Raw genomic sequence first — 19,731 nt, 5'->3', positions numbered from 1 at the left:
CCCGGCCCTATCGCCGGCAAGCCAGCTCCCACAAGTCCTCCGCAGTATTTGAGCCTGTGGTATTCCTGTGGGAGCTGGCTTGCCGGCGATAGGGCCAGTACACACAACCCATCAATCACCGGCTAACCCGGTACACCCGCTCCAACAGGCTGGAGGCCCCGGCCTGCACAAACTTGGGGCTATCCAGAATCATCTCCACCGCCTCCAGTTCATCCACCTGCCACCCGGCCAAGCCCTGTCGCACCTCTTCATCCCCTACCGAAAACGGCGGCCCGGCCAGCAGTGACTGGTCATAATCCAGAGTCACCAGCAACCCCCGGCACCTCGCAGGCAGTAGCGCCGACAACAGCTGCATGTAAGCCGCACGCATCGCCGGCGGCAGCGCAATCAGCGCCGCCCGGTCATAAAGCCCCCTGCAATCGCCGATATCTGCTGCCCGCAATGCAAAGAAATCGCCGCACCACAGCTCGACCTCGGCACTGCGCCAAACCTCGAAGGCACCCCGCTGCGAAACCTCGGCTTCAAGCCCATGCTCATGGAAGAAGCGCTCCACTGCGTGGCGCGACAGCTCCACACCCAACACGCGGTACCCCTGCCCGGCCAGCCAGGCCAAGTCCAGGCTTTTGCCGCACAGCGGCACCAGCACGCGGCTGCCAGGCGCCAGGCCCAGTGCCGGCCAGTGCACCTGCAAGTACGGATTGACCTGCCCCTGATGAAAGCCGATCTGGTTGTCGGCCCACCGCTTGTGCCAGAACGCTGGCTCCATGGTTGCTCCTTGTTTATCGAGTAAACCGATAGAAAACGCGTAAAACTTGCGATGGATATCGATCAGTTTCTGATCGAAGATGAGTGCATCTTAACCCTCAGGACCTTGCCATGCTGCCCAGCCTGTTCATTTCCCATGGTTCCCCCATGCTCGCCCTGCACCCGGGCGCCAGCGGGTCGGCCTTGGCCGGGCTGGCCAACAGCCTGCCACACCCCAAGGCAATCGTGGTGGTGTCGGCGCACTGGGAGAGCCGTGAACTGCTGGTGACCAGCAGCGCACAGCCAGAAACCTGGCACGACTTCTACGGTTTTCCACCGGCCTTGTATGCGGTGCAGTACCCGGCACCAGGCGAGCCCACTTTGGCAGGCCAAGTCAGCGAGTTGTTGAACGCTGCCGGGCTGCCAGCCCGGCTGGACGCTCAGCGACCGTTCGACCACGGCGCCTGGGTGCCGCTGTCGCTGATGTATCCGGACGCAGGTATTCCGGTGGTGCAGGTTTCCCTGCCCAGCCACATGGGGCCGGCGCTGCAGGTGAAGGTGGGCCAGGCGCTGGCAGGGCTGCGCGCCGAGGGTGTTCTGTTGATAGGTTCGGGCAGCATCACCCATAACCTGGGGGAACTGGACTGGCATGCAGGGCCGGATGTGATCGAGCCGTGGGCGCTGGCGTTCAGGGATTGGGTGGTGGAGCGGCTGAAGGAAGATGACCAGGCGGCATTGCTGGATTACCGGAAGCAGGCGCCGTTTGCGGTGCGCAACCATCCCAGTGATGAGCATTTGCTGCCGCTGTTCTTTGCCCTGGGGGCCGGGGGCAAGTTTGGGGTAGTGCACCAGGGGTTTACCCTAGGCGCGCTGGGGATGGACATATATCGGTTCGACTGAAGGGCTTCTTCGCGGGCTTGCCCGCTCCCACAGGTCCTACACAGGTATTGAAATCTGTGGGGTTCCTGTGGGAGCGGGCTCATCGAGGCGTCGAACCGCCGCGAAAGGGCCGGTACAGGCAAAAAAAATCCCCGACCTAGGCCGGGGATTTTTTTATTGCGCCAGGATCAATCCTCGCGGTAGCGACGCAGCTTCAGCTGCTTGCCAGCTACGCGGGTGTCCTTGAGCTTGGACAGCAGCTTCTCGAGGCCATCTTCCGGCAGCTCGACCAGGCTGAAGCTGTCGCGTACCTGGATACGGCCGATGGCGTCACGTGCCAGGCCACCTTCGTTGAGGATCGCACCCAGCAGGTTCTTGGCAGCGATACCGTCACGGGCACCCAGGGCGGTACGGCAACGTACACGGCCTTCGGCCAGTGGCAGCGGCGCACGGCGCTCGCGGTCACCACGGTCAGGACGCTCGCCACGGTCAGGACGCTCGGTACGCTCACCACGCGGGGCACCAACGCCCGGCACCAGCGGCTGCTCACGCTCTACCGCAGCCAGGTCCAGCGCCTGGCCATTGGTGGCTTTGCGCAGCAGGGCCGAAGCCAGGGCACGCGCGCTGCAACCCAGGTCAGCGGTGAGGCGATCGAACAGCTCACCGTGGGTGGCTTCTGCTTCGGCTACCAGCGGCGCCAGGCTCGAAGTCAGCTTCTTGATGCGGGCATCCAGCACGGCCTGGGCATTCGGCAGGCGGGCTTCGGCAACTTTCTGCCCGGTCACACGCTCGATCACCTGCAGCATGCGGCGCTCACGCGGGGTGACCAGCAGCAGCGCACGGCCTTCGCGACCGGCACGGCCAGTACGGCCGATACGGTGCACGTAGGATTCCGGGTCGTACGGCATGTCAACGTTGAACACGTGAGTGATGCGCGGTACGTCCAGACCACGGGCAGCGACGTCGGTGGCGACGACGATGTCCAGGCGGCCATCCTTCAGCGAGTCGATCACGCGCTCACGCTGGTTCTGGGCGATGTCACCGTTCAGCGCAGCAGCCTTGTAGCCTTTGGCTTCCAGCGCGGCGGCCAGGTCCAGGGTGGCTTGCTTGGTACGCACGAAGGCGATCAGCGCGTCGAACTCTTCCACTTCCAGCAGACGCAGCACAGCCGGGATCTTCTGGTCGGCGTGGACCATCAGGTGGGCCTGATCGATCGCGGTAACGGTCTGGGTCTTGGTCTGGATCTTGACGTGCTTGGGCTCGCGCAGGTGACGTTCGGCGATCGAGCGGATCGACGACGGCAGGGTAGCGGAGAACAGTACGGTCTGACGGGTAGCCGGGATTGCGTCGAAGATCACTTCGAGGTCATCCATGAAGCCCAGCTTCAGCATCTCGTCGGCTTCGTCCAGTACCAGGTACTGCACGGTGGACAAGACTTTTTCGTCACGACGCAGGTGGTCGCACAGGCGGCCCGGGGTGGCGACGACGATTTGCGCGCCGTTGCGGATTGCACGCAGCTGTGGGCCCATCGGGGCACCACCGTATACGGCAACCACGTTTACGCCTGGCATCTGCTTGGCGTAGGTTTCGAAAGCGGTAGCAACTTGCAGCGCCAACTCACGGGTTGGCGCAAGGATCAGGGCTTGCGGTTCGCGCTTGCTCACATCGATCTTGTTGAGGATCGGCAGGGCGAAGGCAGCGGTTTTACCGGTGCCCGTCTGCGCCTGGCCGATCATGTCGTGACCGGCGAGGATGATCGGGATCGATTGTTGCTGAATGGCGGACGGCTCTTCGTAGCCGGTAGCCACAACAGCAGCAACAATGTTCGGATTAAGATCGAGAGCGGCGAAGCCGCCGGTTTCCTGGGTCATGGGTCTGCCTCTAGGTGCATCCGCAAAGACCCATGCTCCAAAGCTGCACATGCCTTGAAAGACCGTCAGGTCACCCAGGCAGCTTTGGCGGCGGGGATTTGCGAAAACGATTGAAAAAGAAAACGTGGGAAGGTCCGCCTAGCGGACGTGCAGCCGAAGCTGGACTCGGAGGATTTGCACCACCTGATTTTGCGGCCCGCTAAAAGACCGGCGCGTACTATACCCGAAATAGTGGGGGACGTGAGGAATATTTTCAGGGTGCAAGGCCATTATCGGGCCATCAATTAATCCACGCTGAATCGATAATTCCCAGCACCCTCACACGATCAGTGTGGGAGCGGCCTTGCGTCGCGAAAGGGGGGCGAAGCGCCCCCAGGATTTCAGCTTCGCCGCATATATCGCCGGGGCCGCTCTGCGGCCCTATCGCGACGCAAGGCCGCTCCCACAAATGGCCGCGTCAGGCATTCAAGTAGCTGGTCGAATCTCCTTGATCAACCCTTCCAGGCTATACCCCAACCGCGGCGCCAGCGCCTCGGCCCGGGCCCGCAGCCCGTCCAGGTCCAGCGTCTGCTCCAGGTCAGCCGGCACCAGCAAGATCACATTGCCCTCCTTCACCGGCAACTCCCAGTAATGCCGGTGGTACAAGCCGCGCAGCAACGCCGCGCCCAGCGGCTTGCCGTCGTCGGTGGCCCACTGGTTGATCACCAACCAGCCGCCCGGGTTCAACTGCTGCTGGCAGTTCTCCAGGAAGTTCCACGCAAGGTGCCCCACGCCCGGCCCGTGGTCGGTGTACAGGTCGACAAACAACAGGTCGGCCTTTTCCGCCGTAGGCAGCAACTCGATGGCGTCCCCGATGCGCACGTACAACCGAGGGTCGTCATCCAGCCCCAGGTGTTCCATGGCCAGGCGCGGTACGTCCGGGCGCAGTTCGATGGCCTCGATGTCTTCAAGCGGCAAGAACTTCATGCACGCCTGGGTCAGCGTGCCGGCCCCCAGGCCGAGAAACAGCGCGCTCTCCGGCTGTTCATGGCACAGCGCCCCCACCAGCATGGCGCGGGTGTAGTCGTACTCCAGCCAGCTGGGGTCGGCCGTGAACACGCAGCTCTGCTCGATGGCATCGCCGAATTCCAGAAAGCGGTAGTCGTCTACTTCATACACGCTGATGACGCCAAAAGCGTCCTCTACCCGTGCCAGCAGCCGCTCCTCCCGTTCCGCCGTCATGCTCACCACCTACCCGCGCAAAAACGCGCATTGTCCGTCAACGCCCTTGATGCAACAAGCGCAGCGCCAACTGTTACCATGGCTATAGCCTATAACCTACAAGACCGAGCCCGAGATGAACCAACCGTGGAGCCCTGACAGCTGGCGCGCACTGCCGATCCAGCAGCAACCGACTTACCCCGATGCCGCGCACCTGCTGAAGGTTGAACAGACCCTGGCCAGCTACCCGCCGCTGGTGTTCGCGGGCGAGGCGCGCGAACTGCGCAGGCAGTTTGCCGAGGTCACCGAAGGCCGCGCCTTTCTGCTGCAGGGCGGCGACTGTGCCGAGAGCTTCGCCGAGTTCTCGGCAGCCAAAATCCGCGACACCTTCAAGGTGCTATTGCAGATGGCCATCGTCATGACCTTTGCTGCCGGCTGCCCGGTGGTCAAGGTCGGCCGCATGGCCGGGCAGTTCGCCAAGCCACGCTCTTCCGGCGATGAAACCATTGGCGACATCACCCTGCCCGCCTACCGCGGCGACATCGTCAACGGTATCGGCTTCGACCCCAAAAGCCGCATCCCCGACCCGGAGCGCCTGCTGCAGGCCTACCACCAGTCCACTGCCAGCCTCAACCTGCTGCGCGCCTTCGCCCAGGGCGGGTTTGCCGACCTGCACCAGGTGCACAAGTGGAACCTGGACTTCATCGCCAACTCGGCGCTGGCCGACAAGTACCACCAACTGGCCAACCGCATCGACGAAACCCTGGCATTCATGCGTGCCTGCGGCCTGGACAGCGCGCCGCAACTGCGCGAAACCAGTTTCTTCACCGCCCACGAAGCGCTGCTGCTGAACTATGAAGAAGCCTTCGTGCGCCAGGACAGCCTGACCGGCGACTACTACGACTGCTCGGCGCACATGCTGTGGATCGGCGACCGCACCCGCCAGCTCGACGGCGCCCATGTGGAGTTTTTGCGCGGCGTGCACAACCCGATCGGGGTCAAGGTTGGCCCCAGCATGAACCCCGAAGAGCTGATCCGCCTGATCGACACGCTGAACCCGGCCAACGACCCCGGGCGCCTGAACCTGATCGTGCGCATGGGCGCGAGCAAGGTTGGCGACCACCTGCCGGGGCTGATCCGCACCGTCGAGCGCGAGGGGCGCAAGGTGCTGTGGAGCTCCGACCCGATGCACGGCAACACCATCAAGGCCAGCAGCGGCTACAAGACCCGCGACTTTGCGCAAATCCTCGACGAGGTGAAGCAGTTCTTCCAGGTGCACCAGGCCGAGGGCAGCCATGCCGGCGGCATTCATATCGAGATGACCGGGCAGAACGTCACCGAATGCATCGGCGGCGCCCGGCCGATCACCGAGGATGCGTTGTCTGACCGGTATCACACGCATTGTGATCCGCGGATGAATGCCGATCAGTCGCTGGAGCTGGCGTTTTTGATTGCCGAAACCCTCAAGCAGGTGCGGCGCTGAGCAACGCCCGGCGCAACTGGCTGCCCTCCATGCGCGGGCAGTTCAGTTGCACCCTCTCCAGCCCCAGCCAGCTGGCCAGGCGCAACAGGTTGCCAGCCAGGGCGTGGTAGCCCTCCTCATCCAGGCCTGGCGCTTCTGCATGCACGGCGTGCACCGCCAACTGCCCTTGGGCGCGTTCGGCACGCAGGTCTACCCGCGCAGCGATGCGCTCCCGGTACAGGAACGGCAGCACGTAGTAGCCATACACCCGCTTGTGCGCCGGGGTGTAGATTTCCAGGCGGTAGCGGAAGTCGAACAGGCGCTCGGTGCGGTTGCGCTCCCACACCAATGAATCGAACGGCGACAGCAGCGCGCTGGCCTCTATGCGCCTAGGGATGCGCGGTGTGCCGACACAATAGGCCAGCTGCTTCCAACCCTGCACCTCGACCGCTTGCAGTTGGCCGTCGGCCAGCAGTTCGGCCAGCGCAGCCCTGGCCTGAGCGGGCTCCAGGCGGAAGTAGTCACGCAGGTCGCGCTCGGTGGCTACACCCAAGGCGGTGGCGGCATGCAGCATCAAGCCCTGATGCGCCTCGGCCTCGCCGGGCAGTGCCTGGTCGAGGATCGACTTCGGCAAAACCTTGTCCGGCACATCATAAAGCCGCTCGAAACCGCGCCGGCCCGCCACCGTCACTTCGCCTGCGGCGAACAACCATTCCAGTGCGTGCTTTTCCTCGCTCCAGTCCCACCAGGGTCCAGCGCGCTCCTCGCGGGTGGACAGGCTGCCGGCGCCCAGTGCGCCCTGCTCACGAACGGCGGCCAGTACCCGGGCGATCACGTCCTGGCGCTCGCGGCCGAACTGCGCGAGCTGGCGGTAGATACCACGGCCATCGGCAGCATGGGCCATGCGCCAGCGCAGCAGCGGGTAGAGGCTCAACGGCAGTAGTGAGGCTTCGTGCCCCCAGTATTCGAACAACTGGCGCTGGCGGCCGCGGCCCCAGGCAAGCTGGTCGAGGGTAGCGGGCGAATAGTCGCCCAGCCGGGAGAACAGCGGCAGGTAGTGGGAACGAACCAGCGCGTTGACCGAGTCGATCTGCAGCACGCCCAGGCGTTGCAGCATGCGCTTCATGGCGGGCAGGGTTGGCGGGGCTTCCGGCTGTTTGCCGAAGCCTTGGGCAGACAGTGCCAGGCGGCGGGCCTGGTGGGTGGACAGCTTGAGGGGCAAGCCTGGTCTCCTTGTGATGCCTGCTCTGGCCTCTTCGCGGGTAAACCCGCTCCCACAGGTACTGCACAGCGCTTGAGGGTTGTGCAGTACCTGTGGGAGCGGGCTTGCCCGCGAAGCGACCGGTAAGTCCACCGACAAACTTAGCCTATTTACGCAGGGGATCATCCCAGAAATGCCGCTCGGCCTCTTGCTGGATATCCGCCCGGCTCAACCCAAGGTCATGCAAGGTTGCATCACTGAGGCGGGCCAGTTCCTGCCGCTGGCGGTACAGCTGCAGCCAGCGCGCCGGGCGCTGCAGGGCCGCATGCCACAGGTGGTTCAGGGAAAAGGCAGGTTGCTGGATGGTGCTGACATGACCTTTCATCGTGAAGCCCTCCGTGTTGGATGGCCTCAGTCTCTCGCCAGGCTTAAGATCAATCCAACGAATGTTTCTGATGCCATGCATCTCGGAGATTGATGCAATGTCCCAGTACCAGAGCCTCGATGCGGACGTCTTGCGCACCTTCGTTGCCATTGCCGAGCAAGGCGGTTTCACCCGCGCCGGCGAAGTGGTCAACCGGACCCAGTCGGCGGTGAGCATGCAGATGAAACGCCTGGAGGAGGACATCCTGCAGCGCCAGCTGTTCGAGCGCGATGGCCGCCAGGTACGCCTGACCGCCGAGGGCCAGGTGCTGCTGGGCTATGCGCGGCGCATCCTCAAGCTGCATGGTGAGGTGTTCAACACCCTGCGCATGCCGCACATGGTGGGGCTGGTGCGCATTGGCACGCCCGACGATTACGCCATGCGTTTCCTGCCGACCATCTTGTCGAGCTTCGCCCAGGCTTACCCGCTGGTGCAGGTAGAGGTGCATTGCGACTCATCCAAGCAGTTGATGCTGCGTCAGGACCTGGACCTGACCATCGTCACCCGCGAGCCGGGTAACGAGGTTGGCCAACTGCTGCGCCAGGAGCGCCTGGTATGGGCCGCCGCCGAAGGCTTTTGCCCGCAGGAACAGCGGCCCATGCCGGTGGCGCTGTTCAATACCGACTGCTTCTGCCGGGCCTGGACCTGCAATGCCCTGGAGGCACAGGGCATCGACTACCGCATTGCCTATACCAGCCCCAGCCTGGCGGCGATCTTTGCCATTGTCACAGCGGGGTTGGCAGTGACGGCGCAGCTGCAAAGCCTGATTGGCGGGAACATCCGCATACTGGGGGAACAGGACGGGCTGCCGCAGTTGCCGGTGGCCAATGTGATGCTGGTACGCAGCACGCAGAACCCTTCACCGATAACCGACTGCATGGCCGGGTACATCGTTGAAGGGTTCAAGTAATCCGGGGCTGCTGCGCAGCCCATCGCGACACAAGGCCGCTCCTACAGGGATAGTGCGGGCCTGCAGGTTGCACTATCCCTGTAGGAGCGGCCTTGTGTCGCGATGGGCCGCAAAGCGGCCCCAAAATCTCACAGTTCAAACCCCAACATCACCGCACACACCACCAAAAACACACAGAACATCGCCCGCAACACCTTCTCCGGCAACGCATGGGCCAACTTCACCCCCCAGCTGATGCTGAGCAAGCCCCCCACCGCCAACGGAATCCCTACCCCCCAGTCAACGCTGTGGTGCACGCCATAGGTCACCAACGTCACCAAGGTACTCGGCGCGGCCAGCGCCAGCGACAGCCCCTGGGCCACCACCTGGGTGGTGCCGAACACACTGGTCAGGATCGGCGTGGCCACCACCGCCCCGCCCACGCCGAACAAGCCGCCCATGGTGCCGGCAAAGCTGCCCAGCACGCCCAGCCATGGCCAGGCATAACGCAGTTCGGCACTGGGCGGCGACACCTTCATGAACATCCGCGCCACGTTCCACACCGCCAGGGCCACCAGAAAGCCGACGAAGCCCAGGCGCATGGAGTGCGCATCCAGCCCCACGGCCCAGATCGACCCCAGCCAGGCGAACAGGAAGCTGCACGCCGACAGCGGTAAAGCGTGGCGCAACTCGATGCGGTTGCGCTGGTGATAGCGCCATAACGCCAGCAGCACGTTCGGTACCACCATCACCAGCGCCGTACCCTGCGCCAACTGCTGGTCCAGGCCAAACAGCACGCCCAGCGCGGGAATTGCGATCAGCCCGCCACCAATGCCGAACAAGCCCCCCATGGTGCCCAGGGCAGCGCCCAGCACGATATACAACAACCACTCGATCATCAGGGCCTCGTTAGCCTGTACAGATAATGCGAGCATGCTAACGGCTGTGTGCTGGCGGGGAAACGCACAGCAGCGCACAATGGCTGTGCGTTTCTCGCAAAACCAAGGCAGACATGAGCCCCGATACCCTCACCGACCAGTTGAGCCTGTTCCTCGATGTGCTGGAGACCGGCAGTTTTTCCGCCGCCGCCCGGCGCCATCCGCTGACCCCGTCCGCGGTGGCCCGGCGCATCGATAACCTGGAAAACGCCGTCGGCAGCCGCCTGTTCACCCGCAGCACCCACGCCGTGCGCGCCACCCCCGCCGGCAATGCCTTTGCCGAACGGGCCAGGCGCATCATCGAGGAGCTGCGCCTGGCCCGGGCCGAGGCGGTATCGCTAAGTAATGCCCCCGAAGGCCTGATCCGCATCGATGCCCCCGCCGCGTTCGGCCGCCGCCACCTGGCCCCGGCCATCGCCGATTTTCTGGTGGCCTACCCAGGCCTGGACGTGCAACTGCGCCTGATCGACAGCTTCGTCGACCTGCATGGCAGCCACCTGGGCGAGGTCGACCTGGTGCTGCGCGCCGGCCCCTTGGCCGATACCCGGCTGGTCGCCACGCCACTGGCCTACATGGTGCGCATCGCCTGCGCCAGCCCCGCGTACCTGGCCAGCCGCGGTGTGCCCACCTGCCCCAGCGAGCTGCCCGGCCACGACGGCCTGGACTGGGACGGCCTGGCACCGCCGTTCGCCTGGCGTTTCAACGTGGCCGGGCAAACCCGCCTGTACCGCCCCACGCGCATGCGCATGGCCGCCAACAATGCCGAAACCCTGCTGTTCGGCGCCCTCGCCGGCTTAGGTGTTGCCCACCTGCCCACGTGGCTGATCAGCGAATACCTACTGCGGGGCGAGCTGGTGCCGCTGTTTTGCGACGGCGGCCTGCCCGAGGCCGAGACCAGCGGTATTTACGCACTACGCCTGGAACATGAAACGAACTCTCGCAGCCGTTTGCTGCTCGAATTCCTCAAGAGCCGCTTCAGCCCGATTCCACCCTGGGACCTGGCCCTGCGCAGTGAACTGCGCGAGTAATGTGCGCACTGATGATCAGCGTGCCAGAATTTCCCATTGATTACTTTCAAGGACCTGCATGAACGCCGACACCCAAGCCTCCTGTGACGAGCTGCTGCTGGACAACCAGGTCTGCTTCGCCCTGCACTCCACCTCGTTGCTGATGACCAAAGTCTACAAACCGCTGCTGCAGGCCTTGGGCCTGACCTACCCGCAGTATCTGGCCATGCTCGTGCTGTGGGAGCGTGACGATCTGACCGTGGGCGAAATCAGCCAGCACCTGCTGACCGACCCCGGCTCGCTGACCCCGCTGCTCAAGCGCCTTGAAAGCGAAGGCCTGCTGCAGCGCAACCGCAGCCGGGAAGACGAACGGGTGGTAATGGTGCAACTGACAGACAAGGGCCGCGCCCTGCAACAGCAGGCCAAAGAGGTGCCGCAGTGCATCCTCAAGGCCAGCGGGCGCAGCCTGGAGCAGTTGCAGAAACTGCAGGCCGACCTGCTGAACCTGCGTGAGAGCCTGCAGAAAAACCTCTGAGCGCTATGCTGTGCAATGGCCGTTCGGACGAGCGGTGACGATTTATCTTGCGCGCTAACTAATTGCGCGCTAACTTAAATCCCACACCAACCCGCGCCCTCCTTCAACCGGGAGCGCACAGCACATTAGCGAGGCTCAAGATGCAAAAGGTCACTCCGCTGTACATCGCAGAAGCTACCTCCACCGGTGGGCGCGACGGCAAATCCAAGTCCAGCGACGGCAAGCTGGAAGTCAGCCTGAGCACCCCCAAGGAACTGGGCGGCGCTGGCGGTAACGGCACCAACCCCGAGCAGATGTTCGCAGCCGGTTACTCGGCGTGCTTCATCGGCGCCCTGAAGTTTGTGGCCGGGCAAGAGAAGAAAGCCCTGCCGGCAGATGCCTCGATCACCGCCAAGGTGGGCATTGGCCAGATCCCGGGTGGTTTCGGCCTGGACATCGACCTGCACATCAACCTGCCGGGCCTGGCCCAGGCGGATGCCGAAGGGCTGGTGGAGAAAGCGCACCAGGTGTGCCCTTACTCCAATGCCACCCGTGGCAATGTGGATGTGCGGTTGCACGTGACTGTCTAAAGGCTTGCACGCCCTTTGTAGGAGCGGCCTTGTGTCGCGATGGGGCGCGAAGCGGCCCCAGTATTGACCTGCAAAAGCAACTATCCCTGCAATACTGCCGGGGCCGCTTCGCACCCCATCGCGACACAAGGCCGCTCCTACAGGGGTCGGGCAAGACAGGGATATCGGTGCATGGCTGCTGATTGCAGGCATAAAAAAACCCGGCCGAGGCCGGGTTTTTTGTGCTCATTGCAAGAAGGATTACTTCTTGGAACGGCCCTTGTACACGCCACCTTCACGAGTGTCGATGTCGATCCACTCGTCGATGTTGATGAAGTCGGCAACCTGCAGTTCGGTACCGTTCTTCAGCTTGGCAGGCTTCATGACCTTGCCCGAGGTGTCGCCGCGAGCAGCGTTCTCGGTGTAGACAACCTGACGGCTGATGGTGGTCGGCAGTTCAACCGACACCAGACGGCCTTCGAAGAACACGGCTTCGCAGACGTCTTCCATGCCTTCTTCGATGAACGGCAGAACGGCTTCGATGTCCTCGGCGTTCAGCTCGTACATGGTGTAGTCGGAGGTGTCCATGAAGGTGTACGAATCACCGCTGATGAACGACAGGGTCGCTTCTTTGCGATCCAGGATCACGTCGTCCAGCTTGTCGTCCGCACCGTATACGGTTTCGGTCTTGTAGCCGGTCAGCAGGTTTTTCAGCTTGGTCTTCATGATCGCGCTGTTACGGCCCGACTTGGTGAACTCAGCTTTTTGAACCAGCCACGGGTCGTTGTCGATCCGCAGGACGGTACCGGGTTTCAGCTCTTTACCAGTTTTCATTACGAAGTATCCGAATCTGGATGGATTTATAAAAATCGAGGCCGCATATCATAGCGAATTTCGGTAAAAGTGTACTAGCGCTGTGGCAAGGTCCGGCTGAGCGGCCTGTCGAACCGCCCACAGCCGGGCATGCTCTTGCAGTTCTGGCCAGTGCTGGCGGGCTGCCTGCCACGCCTGGCCCATGTCGCGGTCCATGTTCCAGGCTCGCCACAGGCCCAGCAAGGCGGCATCGGCTTCATCTGACAGGCCGCGTCGATAATGCGCCAGAAACGCTTCGAGCTTTTCCCAGTGGGCGTTCTCGTCCTGCACATAGATGTGCCACAGCATCGGCTGCCCGGCCCACTGCGCACGCAAGAACGAGTCCTCGCCGCGCACCGCGTTAAAGTCGCAACTCCACAACAGCCGGTCGAAGTCGCCCTGGCTGACGAAAGGCAGCACCTGCACGGTCAGCGCCCCGCGCTTGCGCACGCTGCCCACTGGCAGCGGCGCCTCACCAAACCACTGGCTCAGCCCCGCGACGATGCGCCCTTGCGGGACCAGCAGGTGGCACGGTTGCGCGCCTGTGGCCAGGGCATCGAGCCAACTGGCCAATTGCGGGTTTTCGTAGGCAAACAGCGAGAGCAGCAATGCCCCCTGTTCGGGCTCTACATCAAGCCCCTGCAGAAACGCCTGGCGTGCCTCGGCCGACTGCTGGAACGCGTCACGCCGCGCCAGCAGCGAGCCCTCGCGCAGCAGCCCGCCGGTTTTCTCGGTAAAGCCGGGGAAGAAAAACACCTTGCGCAGGCCGTTGGGCTGCGGCGAAGGCAAGCCATGGCAGCCCTCAACCCAGTCCTCGGCGCTGAGGTATTCAAGGTTCAGCCAGAGCGGCGGTGTGGCGCGGGCACGCATTGCCTCTACATAGGCCACCGGCAACTGGCACGCGAAGGCACCGATCACCACATCGGCCGGCGCCACCGGCAGCCAGGCCGCCGGCCACTGACGCACATCCACACCGTGCTGCCACTGCTGCGCGGCGCTGGCATCAGCCCCCGGGCACATGGGCGTGAACGCGTTCAGGTCGTCCACCCACAGGCGCACCGCCAGGCCATGCTCGGCCACCAGTTGCCGGGCCAGGCGCCAGGTCACGCCTATATCGCCGTAGTTGTCGACGACACTGCAGAAAATGTCCCAGGTGGCTTTCATGCGCCCCTCCCGTTCTGGTGCAAAAACCGCGAATTCTGCGGATAAATTGTCGCCGACAAAAGCACCCGCGCGGAAAAATGCCCAAGCGCATGCGACAATGCACCCGACCTACCCTGCCAGGAGGCTGCCATGGCCCGCCACCGTGAACTGAAAATCACCCTCAAGCCGCTGCCGTTGATTGTATGCGTTGCCTTTGGCCTGTGGCTGGGCGCCGTGGCCATTGCCGCGAGCCTGTGGCTGGCGCTGCAACTGTGGCCACAGCAGGTGCAGCCGCTGGCCCAGGCCGTGGCCCCCAGCGTGTACCGACCTGCCGCACCCTCGGTGCCAGCCCCGGCGCAAGATGCCCAGGCCGAGATGTTCGAACACTACAAGGACATTCTGCACAAACAGGAGCTGCAACAGGCCGCCGAGGCCGCCCAGGGCAACCCGCGCAACCTCAACAGCCCCAAATGCCAGTTCTGGATGCAGCAGAACCGCACCGCCCCCACCGACAAAAGCCAGGCCAACGTGCTGGAGTTCTGCTACTGACCATGGACAAGACCCGCCTGCTGGCGCAGATCGTCGCCACCCTCGAGCATGACCTCGACGTGCTGACCCGTGCGGCGCAAAGCGCCTACGAAACCGCCACCGCCGAAGAGAACATTGCCGAAAACAAGTACGACACCCTGGGTTTGGAAGCCTCGTACCTGGCCACCGGCCAGGCCCGCCGCAGCGCCGAAATCCGCCAGGCGCTGCTGATCTACCAGCAATTGCTGCTGCGCGACCATGACCCGGCACGCGGGGTACAGATCACCAACCTGGTGACCCTGGAAGATGAAACTGGCGGGCAGCGCCGGTTGTTCCTCGGGCCTGAGGCCGCTGGGCTGAAAATTGGCGAAGGGGATGAATTGGTGACCGTGATCACCCCGCGCTCGCCGCTGGGGCAGCAGTTGCTGGGCAAGAGGATTGATGACGAGGTGAGCCTGGGAGCGCAGGCATTGTTCATAGTTGATGTTGTCTGAACCAACCCTTTCTAGCCTGATAGCGCGGTAGCTGTAGGAGCGGCCTTGCGTCGCGAAAGGGCTGCGAAGCAGCCCCAACAATTTGTGCATCTACATTGAAATCCTGGGGCTGCTTCGCAGCCCTTTCGCGACGCAAGGCCGCTCCTACATCGACCGCATCAGGCCTGCATCCCGTGCAGTAACTTCAAAGGGCTTGCAAGGCATCGAACCGCCCCGCCAACCCCTGTTCGGTAAACTGCTCCACCACAAAATCGATAAACGCCCGGGTCTTGCCCGGCATCAGCTTGTGCTCGGCGAAATACAAGCTGATATGCCCGTCATCCACGTACCAGTCCGGCAACACCCGCCGCAGCCGACCACCCTGCAAGTAAGGCACGGCAAACGGCAGGCTCACCAGGGCAATCCCCAGCCCCTGCTCGGCCACCGCGCAAGCCGCGTCCGAATCGCTCATCGTCATCGCCTGGCGCAGTTGTAGCGGCTGCTGCGCCTGCCAGCGGCTGGTCAACGGCCACGAGCGCACCCGCCCGGTCTGCGGCGAGCGGATCAGGATGCCGTCGTGCCGCTGCAGCACCTGCGGGTCGTCAATCGGCGCGTGCCGCTGCAGGTAGGCCGGTGCTGCCACCAGCACCCGGTGCGCGGGGGTCAGCTTGCGCGCCACCACCCCCGGCGGCAGATCGAAACCACCGCCAATCGCTGCATCGAAGCCTTGGCCGATCAGGTCAACCTGACGGTTGTCGAAATGCCAATCCGGGGTAATGGCCGGGTAGCGGCGCAAGAACTCGCCCAGCAAGGGCAACACATACAAGCGCCCGAACACCGTACCCATGCTCACCCGCAACAACCCGGCCGGCTGGCCTTCGGCGCTGGCCAGGTTGGCCACGGCGTACTGGATAGTGCGGAAGCTGTCGCCGACCTCGCCAAGAAAACGCTGCCCCGCCTCCGTCAGGGTCAGCTTGCGGGTACTACGCTGGAACAACCGCACGCCCAGGCGCGCCTCCAGCTGGGCCACATGCTTGCCCACGGCGGCGGGCGTAATGCTCAGGCGCCTGGCAGCCTCGGCAAAGCTGCCGACCTCGGCACTGCGGATGAAGCATTCCAATGCGTTGAACGATTCCACGGCCATGATTAGCAACCCAAGGTTTACTCTGCAGATAGTGATTGCCATCTTATCAGCAGGTAATCAAGCGCCGATACTTTGCCCATCCAAGGCATTTCGGCTTGGCTTCCAGCAGGAGATCAGCATGTCCAAGCAACTTTCACTCGAAGGCAAAGTGGCCCTGGTTCAGGGCGGTTCCCGCGGCATAGGCGCAGCCATCGTGCGGCGCCTGGCCCGCGAAGGTGCGCAGGTGGCCTTCACCTATGTCAGCTCCGCAGGCCCGGCAGAAGAGCTGGCCCGCGAAATAACCGAAAACGGTGGCAAAGCCCTGGCCCTGCAGGCCGACAGCGCCGATGCAGCCGCCCTGCAACTGGCAGTGGATGACGCCGTGAAGGCCTTCGGCAGGCTGGATATCCTGGTCAACAATGCCGGTGTGCTGACGGTGGCACCGGTGACCGAATTCGACCTGGCCGATTTCGACCGCATGCTGGCGGTGAACGTGCGCAGCGTGTTCGTCGCAAGCCAAGCCGCAGCGCGCTACATGGGCCAGGGCGGGCGCATCATCAATATTGGCAGCACCAACGCCGAGCGCATGCCCTTTGCAGGCGGTGCGCCTTACGCCATGAGCAAGTCGGCGCTGGTCGGCCTGACCCGTGGCATGGCGCGTGACCTGGGGCCACAGGGCATTACCGTGAACAACGTGCAGCCAGGGCCGGTGGACACTGACATGAACCCCGCCAGTGGCGAGTTTGCCGAGAGCCTGATCCCGTTGATGGCGATTGGGCGGTATGGCGAGCCGGAGGAGATTGCCAGCTTTGTGGCTTACCTGGCGGGCCCAGAAGCCGGGTATATCACCGGGGCAAGCCTCACGATCGATGGTGGGTTTGCAGCTTGATTTGATGGGTTGAACCTGTGCCGGCCCTATCGCCGGCAAGCCAGCTCCCACAGGAACCCCACAGGCTCGAAGACTGAGGTGATCCTGTGGGAGCTGGCTTGCCGGCGATAGGGCCGGTACAGGCTTATCCAGTCCCAGACCCCAGCCGCTGTTCCATCACCTCCAGAAAAGCCCGGGCAGCAGGCGTCGGGCTGGAAGACCACACGGCATACAGGTGCCGCACCGGCGCATCCACCAACCGCGCCAGCGCCACACCTTCGAAGCCCTGGGCCACCCGCTCCGGCACCAGGCCCACCGCCATGCCCCGCCGCACGAACTTTTCCACCAGGCGCACATGCCCGATCTCGAACTGCACCCGATGCTGCAACCCTGCGGCGTGAAACGCCTCGTCCGTCTGCCGCCGCGCCCCGGTGCCTTCAGGGAAGTCCACCAGCACTTCATCCGCCAGGTCGGCCAGCGCCAGCTGCCTGCGGCCGGCCAGCCGATGATCAACCGGCAACAACGCCACCAGTTCCTCCCTGGCCAGCAAGCGATGCTGCACGCCCTGCACCACCTCGCCCTGCCACAGGCCGATGAAGCCCACGTCCAGGCGCCGCTCTACCACATCGGCAATCAGCAATTCGCTCTTGGCGGTGATCCAGCGCACATCCACATCGGGGAATCGACCGTGGAACACCGCCAACAGGTCGACCAGGTCCAGCGCCGTGAGCGAGCTGATTTCACCAATCGCCAGCCGCCCGCGCACCTGCCCGCAGGCCGCCGCCACGTCATCGGCAATGCGCCGGGCCGCCTCCACCGCTGGCCGGGCGCTGAGCACAAAGGCCTCGCCGGCAGGCGTCAGGCGCACCCGCCGCGAACTACGCTCGAACAGGCTTACGCCCAGTTGCGCCTCCAGCCGCGCCACCTGGTGGCTGAGCGCCGACTGCACAACATGGCAACGCTCGGCCGCTCGGGTAAAACTGCCGGTGTCGGCCACGGCAAGGGCGTATTCGAGGTGCTTGAGGTTCATCGATCTATCTGCTTTCAAGATGGATAAGTTGAAAACTATACATTGGTGTCATGCCTGACACTTCTTGATAATCCCCCCACTTACTACTGCCCGTCACGAGAACCGAATGAACACCCCCACTCTCAGCCGCGCCATGATCCTGCTGATGGCCACCGCCACCGGCCTGGCCGTGGCCAGCAACTACTACGCCCAACCGCTGCTGCACAGCATCGCCCAGCAGTTCGGGCTGAGCACTGCCAGCGCCGGCAGCATCGTCATCGCAGCGCAACTCAGCTATGGCGCGGGCCTGTTGCTGCTGGCGCCGCTGGGGGACCTGTTCGAGCAGCGCCGGCTGATCACCGTGATGACCGCCATTGCCACCCTGGGGCTGGTGATCAGTGCCTGTGCGCCGAGCCTGCCCTGGCTGATCCTCGGCACGGCGCTGACCGGGCTGTTCTCGGTGGTAGCGCAGATCCTCGTGCCCATGGCCGCCACCCTCAGCGAGCCGCATCTGCGTGGGCGCGCGGTCGGCACGCTGATGAGCGGCCTGCTGCTGGGCATCCTGCTGGCACGTACCGCTGCCGGTTTCATGGCCGAACTGGGCGGCTGGCGCAGCATCTATGTGCTGGCTGCAGTGTTGATGGCGATTACCGCCGTGGCGCTGTACCGCAGCCTGCCGCAGCACCACAGCCATGCCGGGCTGAAGTACCCGGCACTGATCGGCTCGGTGTTCCGCCTGTTCATTGAAGAACCGGTGCTGCGCCTGCGCTCGTTGCTCGGCTTGCTGTCGTTCAGCCTGTTTGCCCTGTTCTGGACGCCCTTGGCGTTCCTGCTGACCAAGGGCCCGTACCACTATTCGGATGCGGTGATCGGCCTGTTCGGCCTGGCCGGTGCAGCCGGTGCGCTGTCGGCCAACTGGGCCGGGCGCCTGGCCGACCGCGGCAAGGGCGCGCTGGGTACCACCGTGGGCCTGGTGGTGCTGCTGCTGTCGTGGGTGCCGCTGGGCTTTGCCGAGCAGTCGTTGCTGGCCCTGCTGCTGGGTGTGCTGATGCTCGACCTGGCGGTGCAACTGGTGCACGTGAGCAACCAGAACGCGGTGATCGCCCTGCGCCCCGAGGCACGCACGCGGCTGAACGCCGGGTACATCACCTGCTACTTCATTGGCGGGGCGCTGGGGTCGTTGCTGGGCACGCAACTGTTCCAGTACCAGGGCTGGATGGGCATTGTGGTGGCGGGCCTGGTGATTGGCGGGCTGGCGTTGCTGGTGTGGCTTGTATCTGCCCGCAAAACCACCGTGTAACCCCTGTGGGCGGCAATGTACCGCACTACCCTCCGTCGCATGGTCGTTGACTTGCCTGCCCGGGCAGCGCTCAGTAGGCGCTGGAAAATGCCCTTTCCCTGACAGGACGACTTTATGACAAGACTCACGGTGCAATCCGGCGATTTCTTGCAAGGTGAAGGCGAGTATCGCAATGGATCGCTCACACTCAAGACCCCGCGCAGCCCCTCCCCGGGCGAGCGTATTTCGCTTACACGCATCAGCGAACTCAGGCTGGCCAGCCTGGAAACCAATCGCAGCCTGGGCACCGCCCTGGGTTGGGGCGTGGCCGGCGCCCTGGTGGCCGGGCCGGTAGGGTTGCTTGCCGGGTTGTGGCTAGGCGGCAAGGAGGAAGAAGCCACCTTCCTGGTCACCTTCAAGGATGGGCGCAAGCTCATGGCCATTACCGACGGCAAGACCTGGTCGAAGATCGATGACAGCTGGCGGCAGCACAAGCGGCCCGCCAACCAGGGCTGAATATCGCGGGGCCTGGATCGTTTTATGCTGAAGGCGGCTGCTAAGATGCCGCCTTTTTCATGGCCTGTACTGGCCCTATCGCCGGCAAGCCAGCTCCCACAGGATGACAACAGGCCAGAATGCTGTGCGGTCCCTGTGGGAGCTGGCTTGCCGGCGATGGGGCCAATACAGGTATGTGCATCCAGGAGCCCCAACGCATGCCCCCGCGACACCCCCGCCTGCCCCTGAGCCTGCCCCTGAGC

Annotated in this window: 21 protein-coding genes; 11 read left to right on the top strand and 10 right to left on the bottom strand. The window is 63.9% G+C overall.

What is annotated here, in order from left to right; genetic code table 11:
• Nucleotides 1-115: 115 nt before the first annotated feature.
• A complete protein-coding gene (locus AK81_RS25660) occupies nucleotides 116-766 on the bottom strand; it encodes a thiopurine S-methyltransferase (protein ID WP_043203773.1) in 651 nt (216 codons plus the stop codon).
• A 110-nt stretch (nucleotides 767-876) separates the two neighbouring features.
• Here AK81_RS25660 and AK81_RS25655 point away from each other — a divergent pair, with 110 nt between their 5' ends.
• Nucleotides 877-1,644, top strand: coding sequence for a DODA-type extradiol aromatic ring-opening family dioxygenase (locus tag AK81_RS25655; RefSeq protein ID WP_043203772.1), 768 nt, complete (start codon nucleotides 877-879; stop codon nucleotides 1,642-1,644).
• 167 nt (nucleotides 1,645-1,811) lie between these two features.
• Here AK81_RS25655 and AK81_RS25650 read toward each other — a convergent pair whose 3' ends face one another.
• A complete protein-coding gene (locus AK81_RS25650; protein WP_043203770.1) occupies nucleotides 1,812-3,494 on the bottom strand; it encodes a DEAD/DEAH box helicase in 1,683 nt (560 codons plus the stop codon).
• A 465-nt stretch (nucleotides 3,495-3,959) separates the two neighbouring features.
• The gene (locus AK81_RS25645) at nucleotides 3,960-4,715 is read right to left on the bottom strand and encodes a spermidine synthase (protein WP_043203769.1); all 756 of its coding nucleotides are present in this window, start codon (nucleotides 4,713-4,715) and stop codon (nucleotides 3,960-3,962) included.
• Between the two features lie 115 nt (nucleotides 4,716-4,830).
• Between AK81_RS25645 and AK81_RS25640 the strand changes: the two genes are divergently transcribed.
• The gene (locus AK81_RS25640; protein ID WP_043203767.1) at nucleotides 4,831-6,177 is read left to right on the top strand and encodes a class II 3-deoxy-7-phosphoheptulonate synthase; all 1,347 of its coding nucleotides are present in this window, start codon (nucleotides 4,831-4,833) and stop codon (nucleotides 6,175-6,177) included.
• On the opposite strand, the gene AK81_RS25635 is transcribed toward AK81_RS25640, so the two are convergent.
• A complete protein-coding gene (locus AK81_RS25635) occupies nucleotides 6,158-7,378 on the bottom strand; it encodes a winged helix-turn-helix domain-containing protein (protein ID WP_043203765.1) in 1,221 nt (406 codons plus the stop codon). The genes AK81_RS25640 and AK81_RS25635 overlap by 20 nt on opposite strands.
• Nucleotides 7,379-7,523: 145 nt before the next feature.
• The gene (locus AK81_RS25630; protein WP_043203763.1) at nucleotides 7,524-7,742 is read right to left on the bottom strand and encodes a DUF1127 domain-containing protein; all 219 of its coding nucleotides are present in this window, start codon (nucleotides 7,740-7,742) and stop codon (nucleotides 7,524-7,526) included.
• Nucleotides 7,743-7,839: 97 nt separating this feature from the next.
• Here AK81_RS25630 and AK81_RS25625 point away from each other — a divergent pair, with 97 nt between their 5' ends.
• Nucleotides 7,840-8,691, top strand: a complete 852-nt coding sequence (locus tag AK81_RS25625) for a LysR substrate-binding domain-containing protein (RefSeq protein ID WP_043203797.1) — start codon at nucleotides 7,840-7,842, stop codon at nucleotides 8,689-8,691.
• Between the two features lie 128 nt (nucleotides 8,692-8,819).
• Here the strand turns inward: AK81_RS25625 and AK81_RS25620 are convergent, their stop codons facing one another.
• Complete coding sequence (locus AK81_RS25620; RefSeq protein ID WP_043203761.1) at nucleotides 8,820-9,569, bottom strand: sulfite exporter TauE/SafE family protein; 750 nt, start codon at nucleotides 9,567-9,569, stop codon at nucleotides 8,820-8,822.
• A 113-nt stretch (nucleotides 9,570-9,682) separates the two neighbouring features.
• Between AK81_RS25620 and AK81_RS25615 the strand changes: the two genes are divergently transcribed.
• The 3 genes from AK81_RS25615 to AK81_RS25605 all read left to right on the top strand — a co-directional run bounded on the left by AK81_RS25615 (nucleotide 9,683) and on the right by AK81_RS25605 (nucleotide 11,719).
• Entirely contained in the window at nucleotides 9,683-10,636 is a 954-nt protein-coding gene (locus AK81_RS25615; protein ID WP_043203758.1) for a LysR family transcriptional regulator, read from the top strand.
• Between the two features lie 58 nt (nucleotides 10,637-10,694).
• Nucleotides 10,695-11,150, top strand: a complete 456-nt coding sequence (locus tag AK81_RS25610; RefSeq protein ID WP_043203756.1) for a MarR family winged helix-turn-helix transcriptional regulator — start codon at nucleotides 10,695-10,697, stop codon at nucleotides 11,148-11,150.
• A 140-nt stretch (nucleotides 11,151-11,290) separates the two neighbouring features.
• On the top strand, nucleotides 11,291-11,719 hold the full coding sequence (locus AK81_RS25605) for an organic hydroperoxide resistance protein (protein WP_043203752.1): 429 nt from the start codon (nucleotides 11,291-11,293) through the stop codon (nucleotides 11,717-11,719).
• 240 nt (nucleotides 11,720-11,959) lie between these two features.
• On the opposite strand, the gene AK81_RS25600 is transcribed toward AK81_RS25605, so the two are convergent.
• Both AK81_RS25600 and earP read right to left on the bottom strand, forming a co-directional pair.
• A complete protein-coding gene (locus AK81_RS25600) occupies nucleotides 11,960-12,532 on the bottom strand; it encodes an elongation factor P (protein WP_043203751.1) in 573 nt (190 codons plus the stop codon).
• Nucleotides 12,533-12,580: 48 nt separating this feature from the next.
• Nucleotides 12,581-13,714: an elongation factor P maturation arginine rhamnosyltransferase EarP gene (gene earP / locus AK81_RS25595; protein ID WP_043203749.1), complete on the bottom strand. Its 1,134-nt coding sequence runs from the start codon at nucleotides 13,712-13,714 to the stop codon at nucleotides 12,581-12,583.
• 129 nt (nucleotides 13,715-13,843) lie between these two features.
• Between earP and AK81_RS25590 the strand changes: the two genes are divergently transcribed.
• Nucleotides 13,844-14,242, top strand: a complete 399-nt coding sequence (locus tag AK81_RS25590; protein WP_043203747.1) for a hypothetical protein — start codon at nucleotides 13,844-13,846, stop codon at nucleotides 14,240-14,242.
• Nucleotides 14,243-14,244: 2 nt separating this feature from the next.
• Nucleotides 14,245-14,715, top strand: a complete 471-nt coding sequence (locus AK81_RS25585) for a GreA/GreB family elongation factor (RefSeq protein ID WP_043203746.1) — start codon at nucleotides 14,245-14,247, stop codon at nucleotides 14,713-14,715.
• A gap of 184 nt (nucleotides 14,716-14,899) precedes the next feature.
• Here AK81_RS25585 and AK81_RS25580 read toward each other — a convergent pair whose 3' ends face one another.
• A complete protein-coding gene (locus AK81_RS25580; RefSeq protein ID WP_043203744.1) occupies nucleotides 14,900-15,838 on the bottom strand; it encodes a LysR family transcriptional regulator in 939 nt (312 codons plus the stop codon).
• A 118-nt stretch (nucleotides 15,839-15,956) separates the two neighbouring features.
• Here AK81_RS25580 and AK81_RS25575 point away from each other — a divergent pair, with 118 nt between their 5' ends.
• Nucleotides 15,957-16,706, top strand: a complete 750-nt coding sequence (locus tag AK81_RS25575; protein ID WP_043203742.1) for a 3-oxoacyl-ACP reductase family protein — start codon at nucleotides 15,957-15,959, stop codon at nucleotides 16,704-16,706.
• 124 nt (nucleotides 16,707-16,830) lie between these two features.
• On the opposite strand, the gene AK81_RS25570 is transcribed toward AK81_RS25575, so the two are convergent.
• Complete coding sequence (locus tag AK81_RS25570) at nucleotides 16,831-17,715, bottom strand: LysR family transcriptional regulator (RefSeq protein WP_043203740.1); 885 nt, start codon at nucleotides 17,713-17,715, stop codon at nucleotides 16,831-16,833.
• Nucleotides 17,716-17,821: 106 nt separating this feature from the next.
• Between AK81_RS25570 and AK81_RS25565 the strand changes: the two genes are divergently transcribed.
• Together AK81_RS25565 and AK81_RS25560 are read left to right on the top strand one after the other, a co-directional pair.
• Nucleotides 17,822-18,994, top strand: coding sequence for an MFS transporter (locus AK81_RS25565; RefSeq protein ID WP_043203737.1), 1,173 nt, complete (start codon nucleotides 17,822-17,824; stop codon nucleotides 18,992-18,994).
• 114 nt (nucleotides 18,995-19,108) lie between these two features.
• Entirely contained in the window at nucleotides 19,109-19,489 is a 381-nt protein-coding gene (locus tag AK81_RS25560; RefSeq protein ID WP_043203734.1) for a hypothetical protein, read from the top strand.
• The last annotated feature ends 242 nt before the right edge of the window (nucleotides 19,490-19,731 follow it).

The sequence above is a fragment of the Pseudomonas putida W15Oct28 genome, from assembly GCF_000708715.2.
Taxonomy (GTDB): Bacteria; Pseudomonadota; Gammaproteobacteria; order Pseudomonadales; family Pseudomonadaceae; genus Aquipseudomonas; species Aquipseudomonas putida_R.
This window is presented reverse-complemented; position numbering and strand designations above follow the sequence as displayed.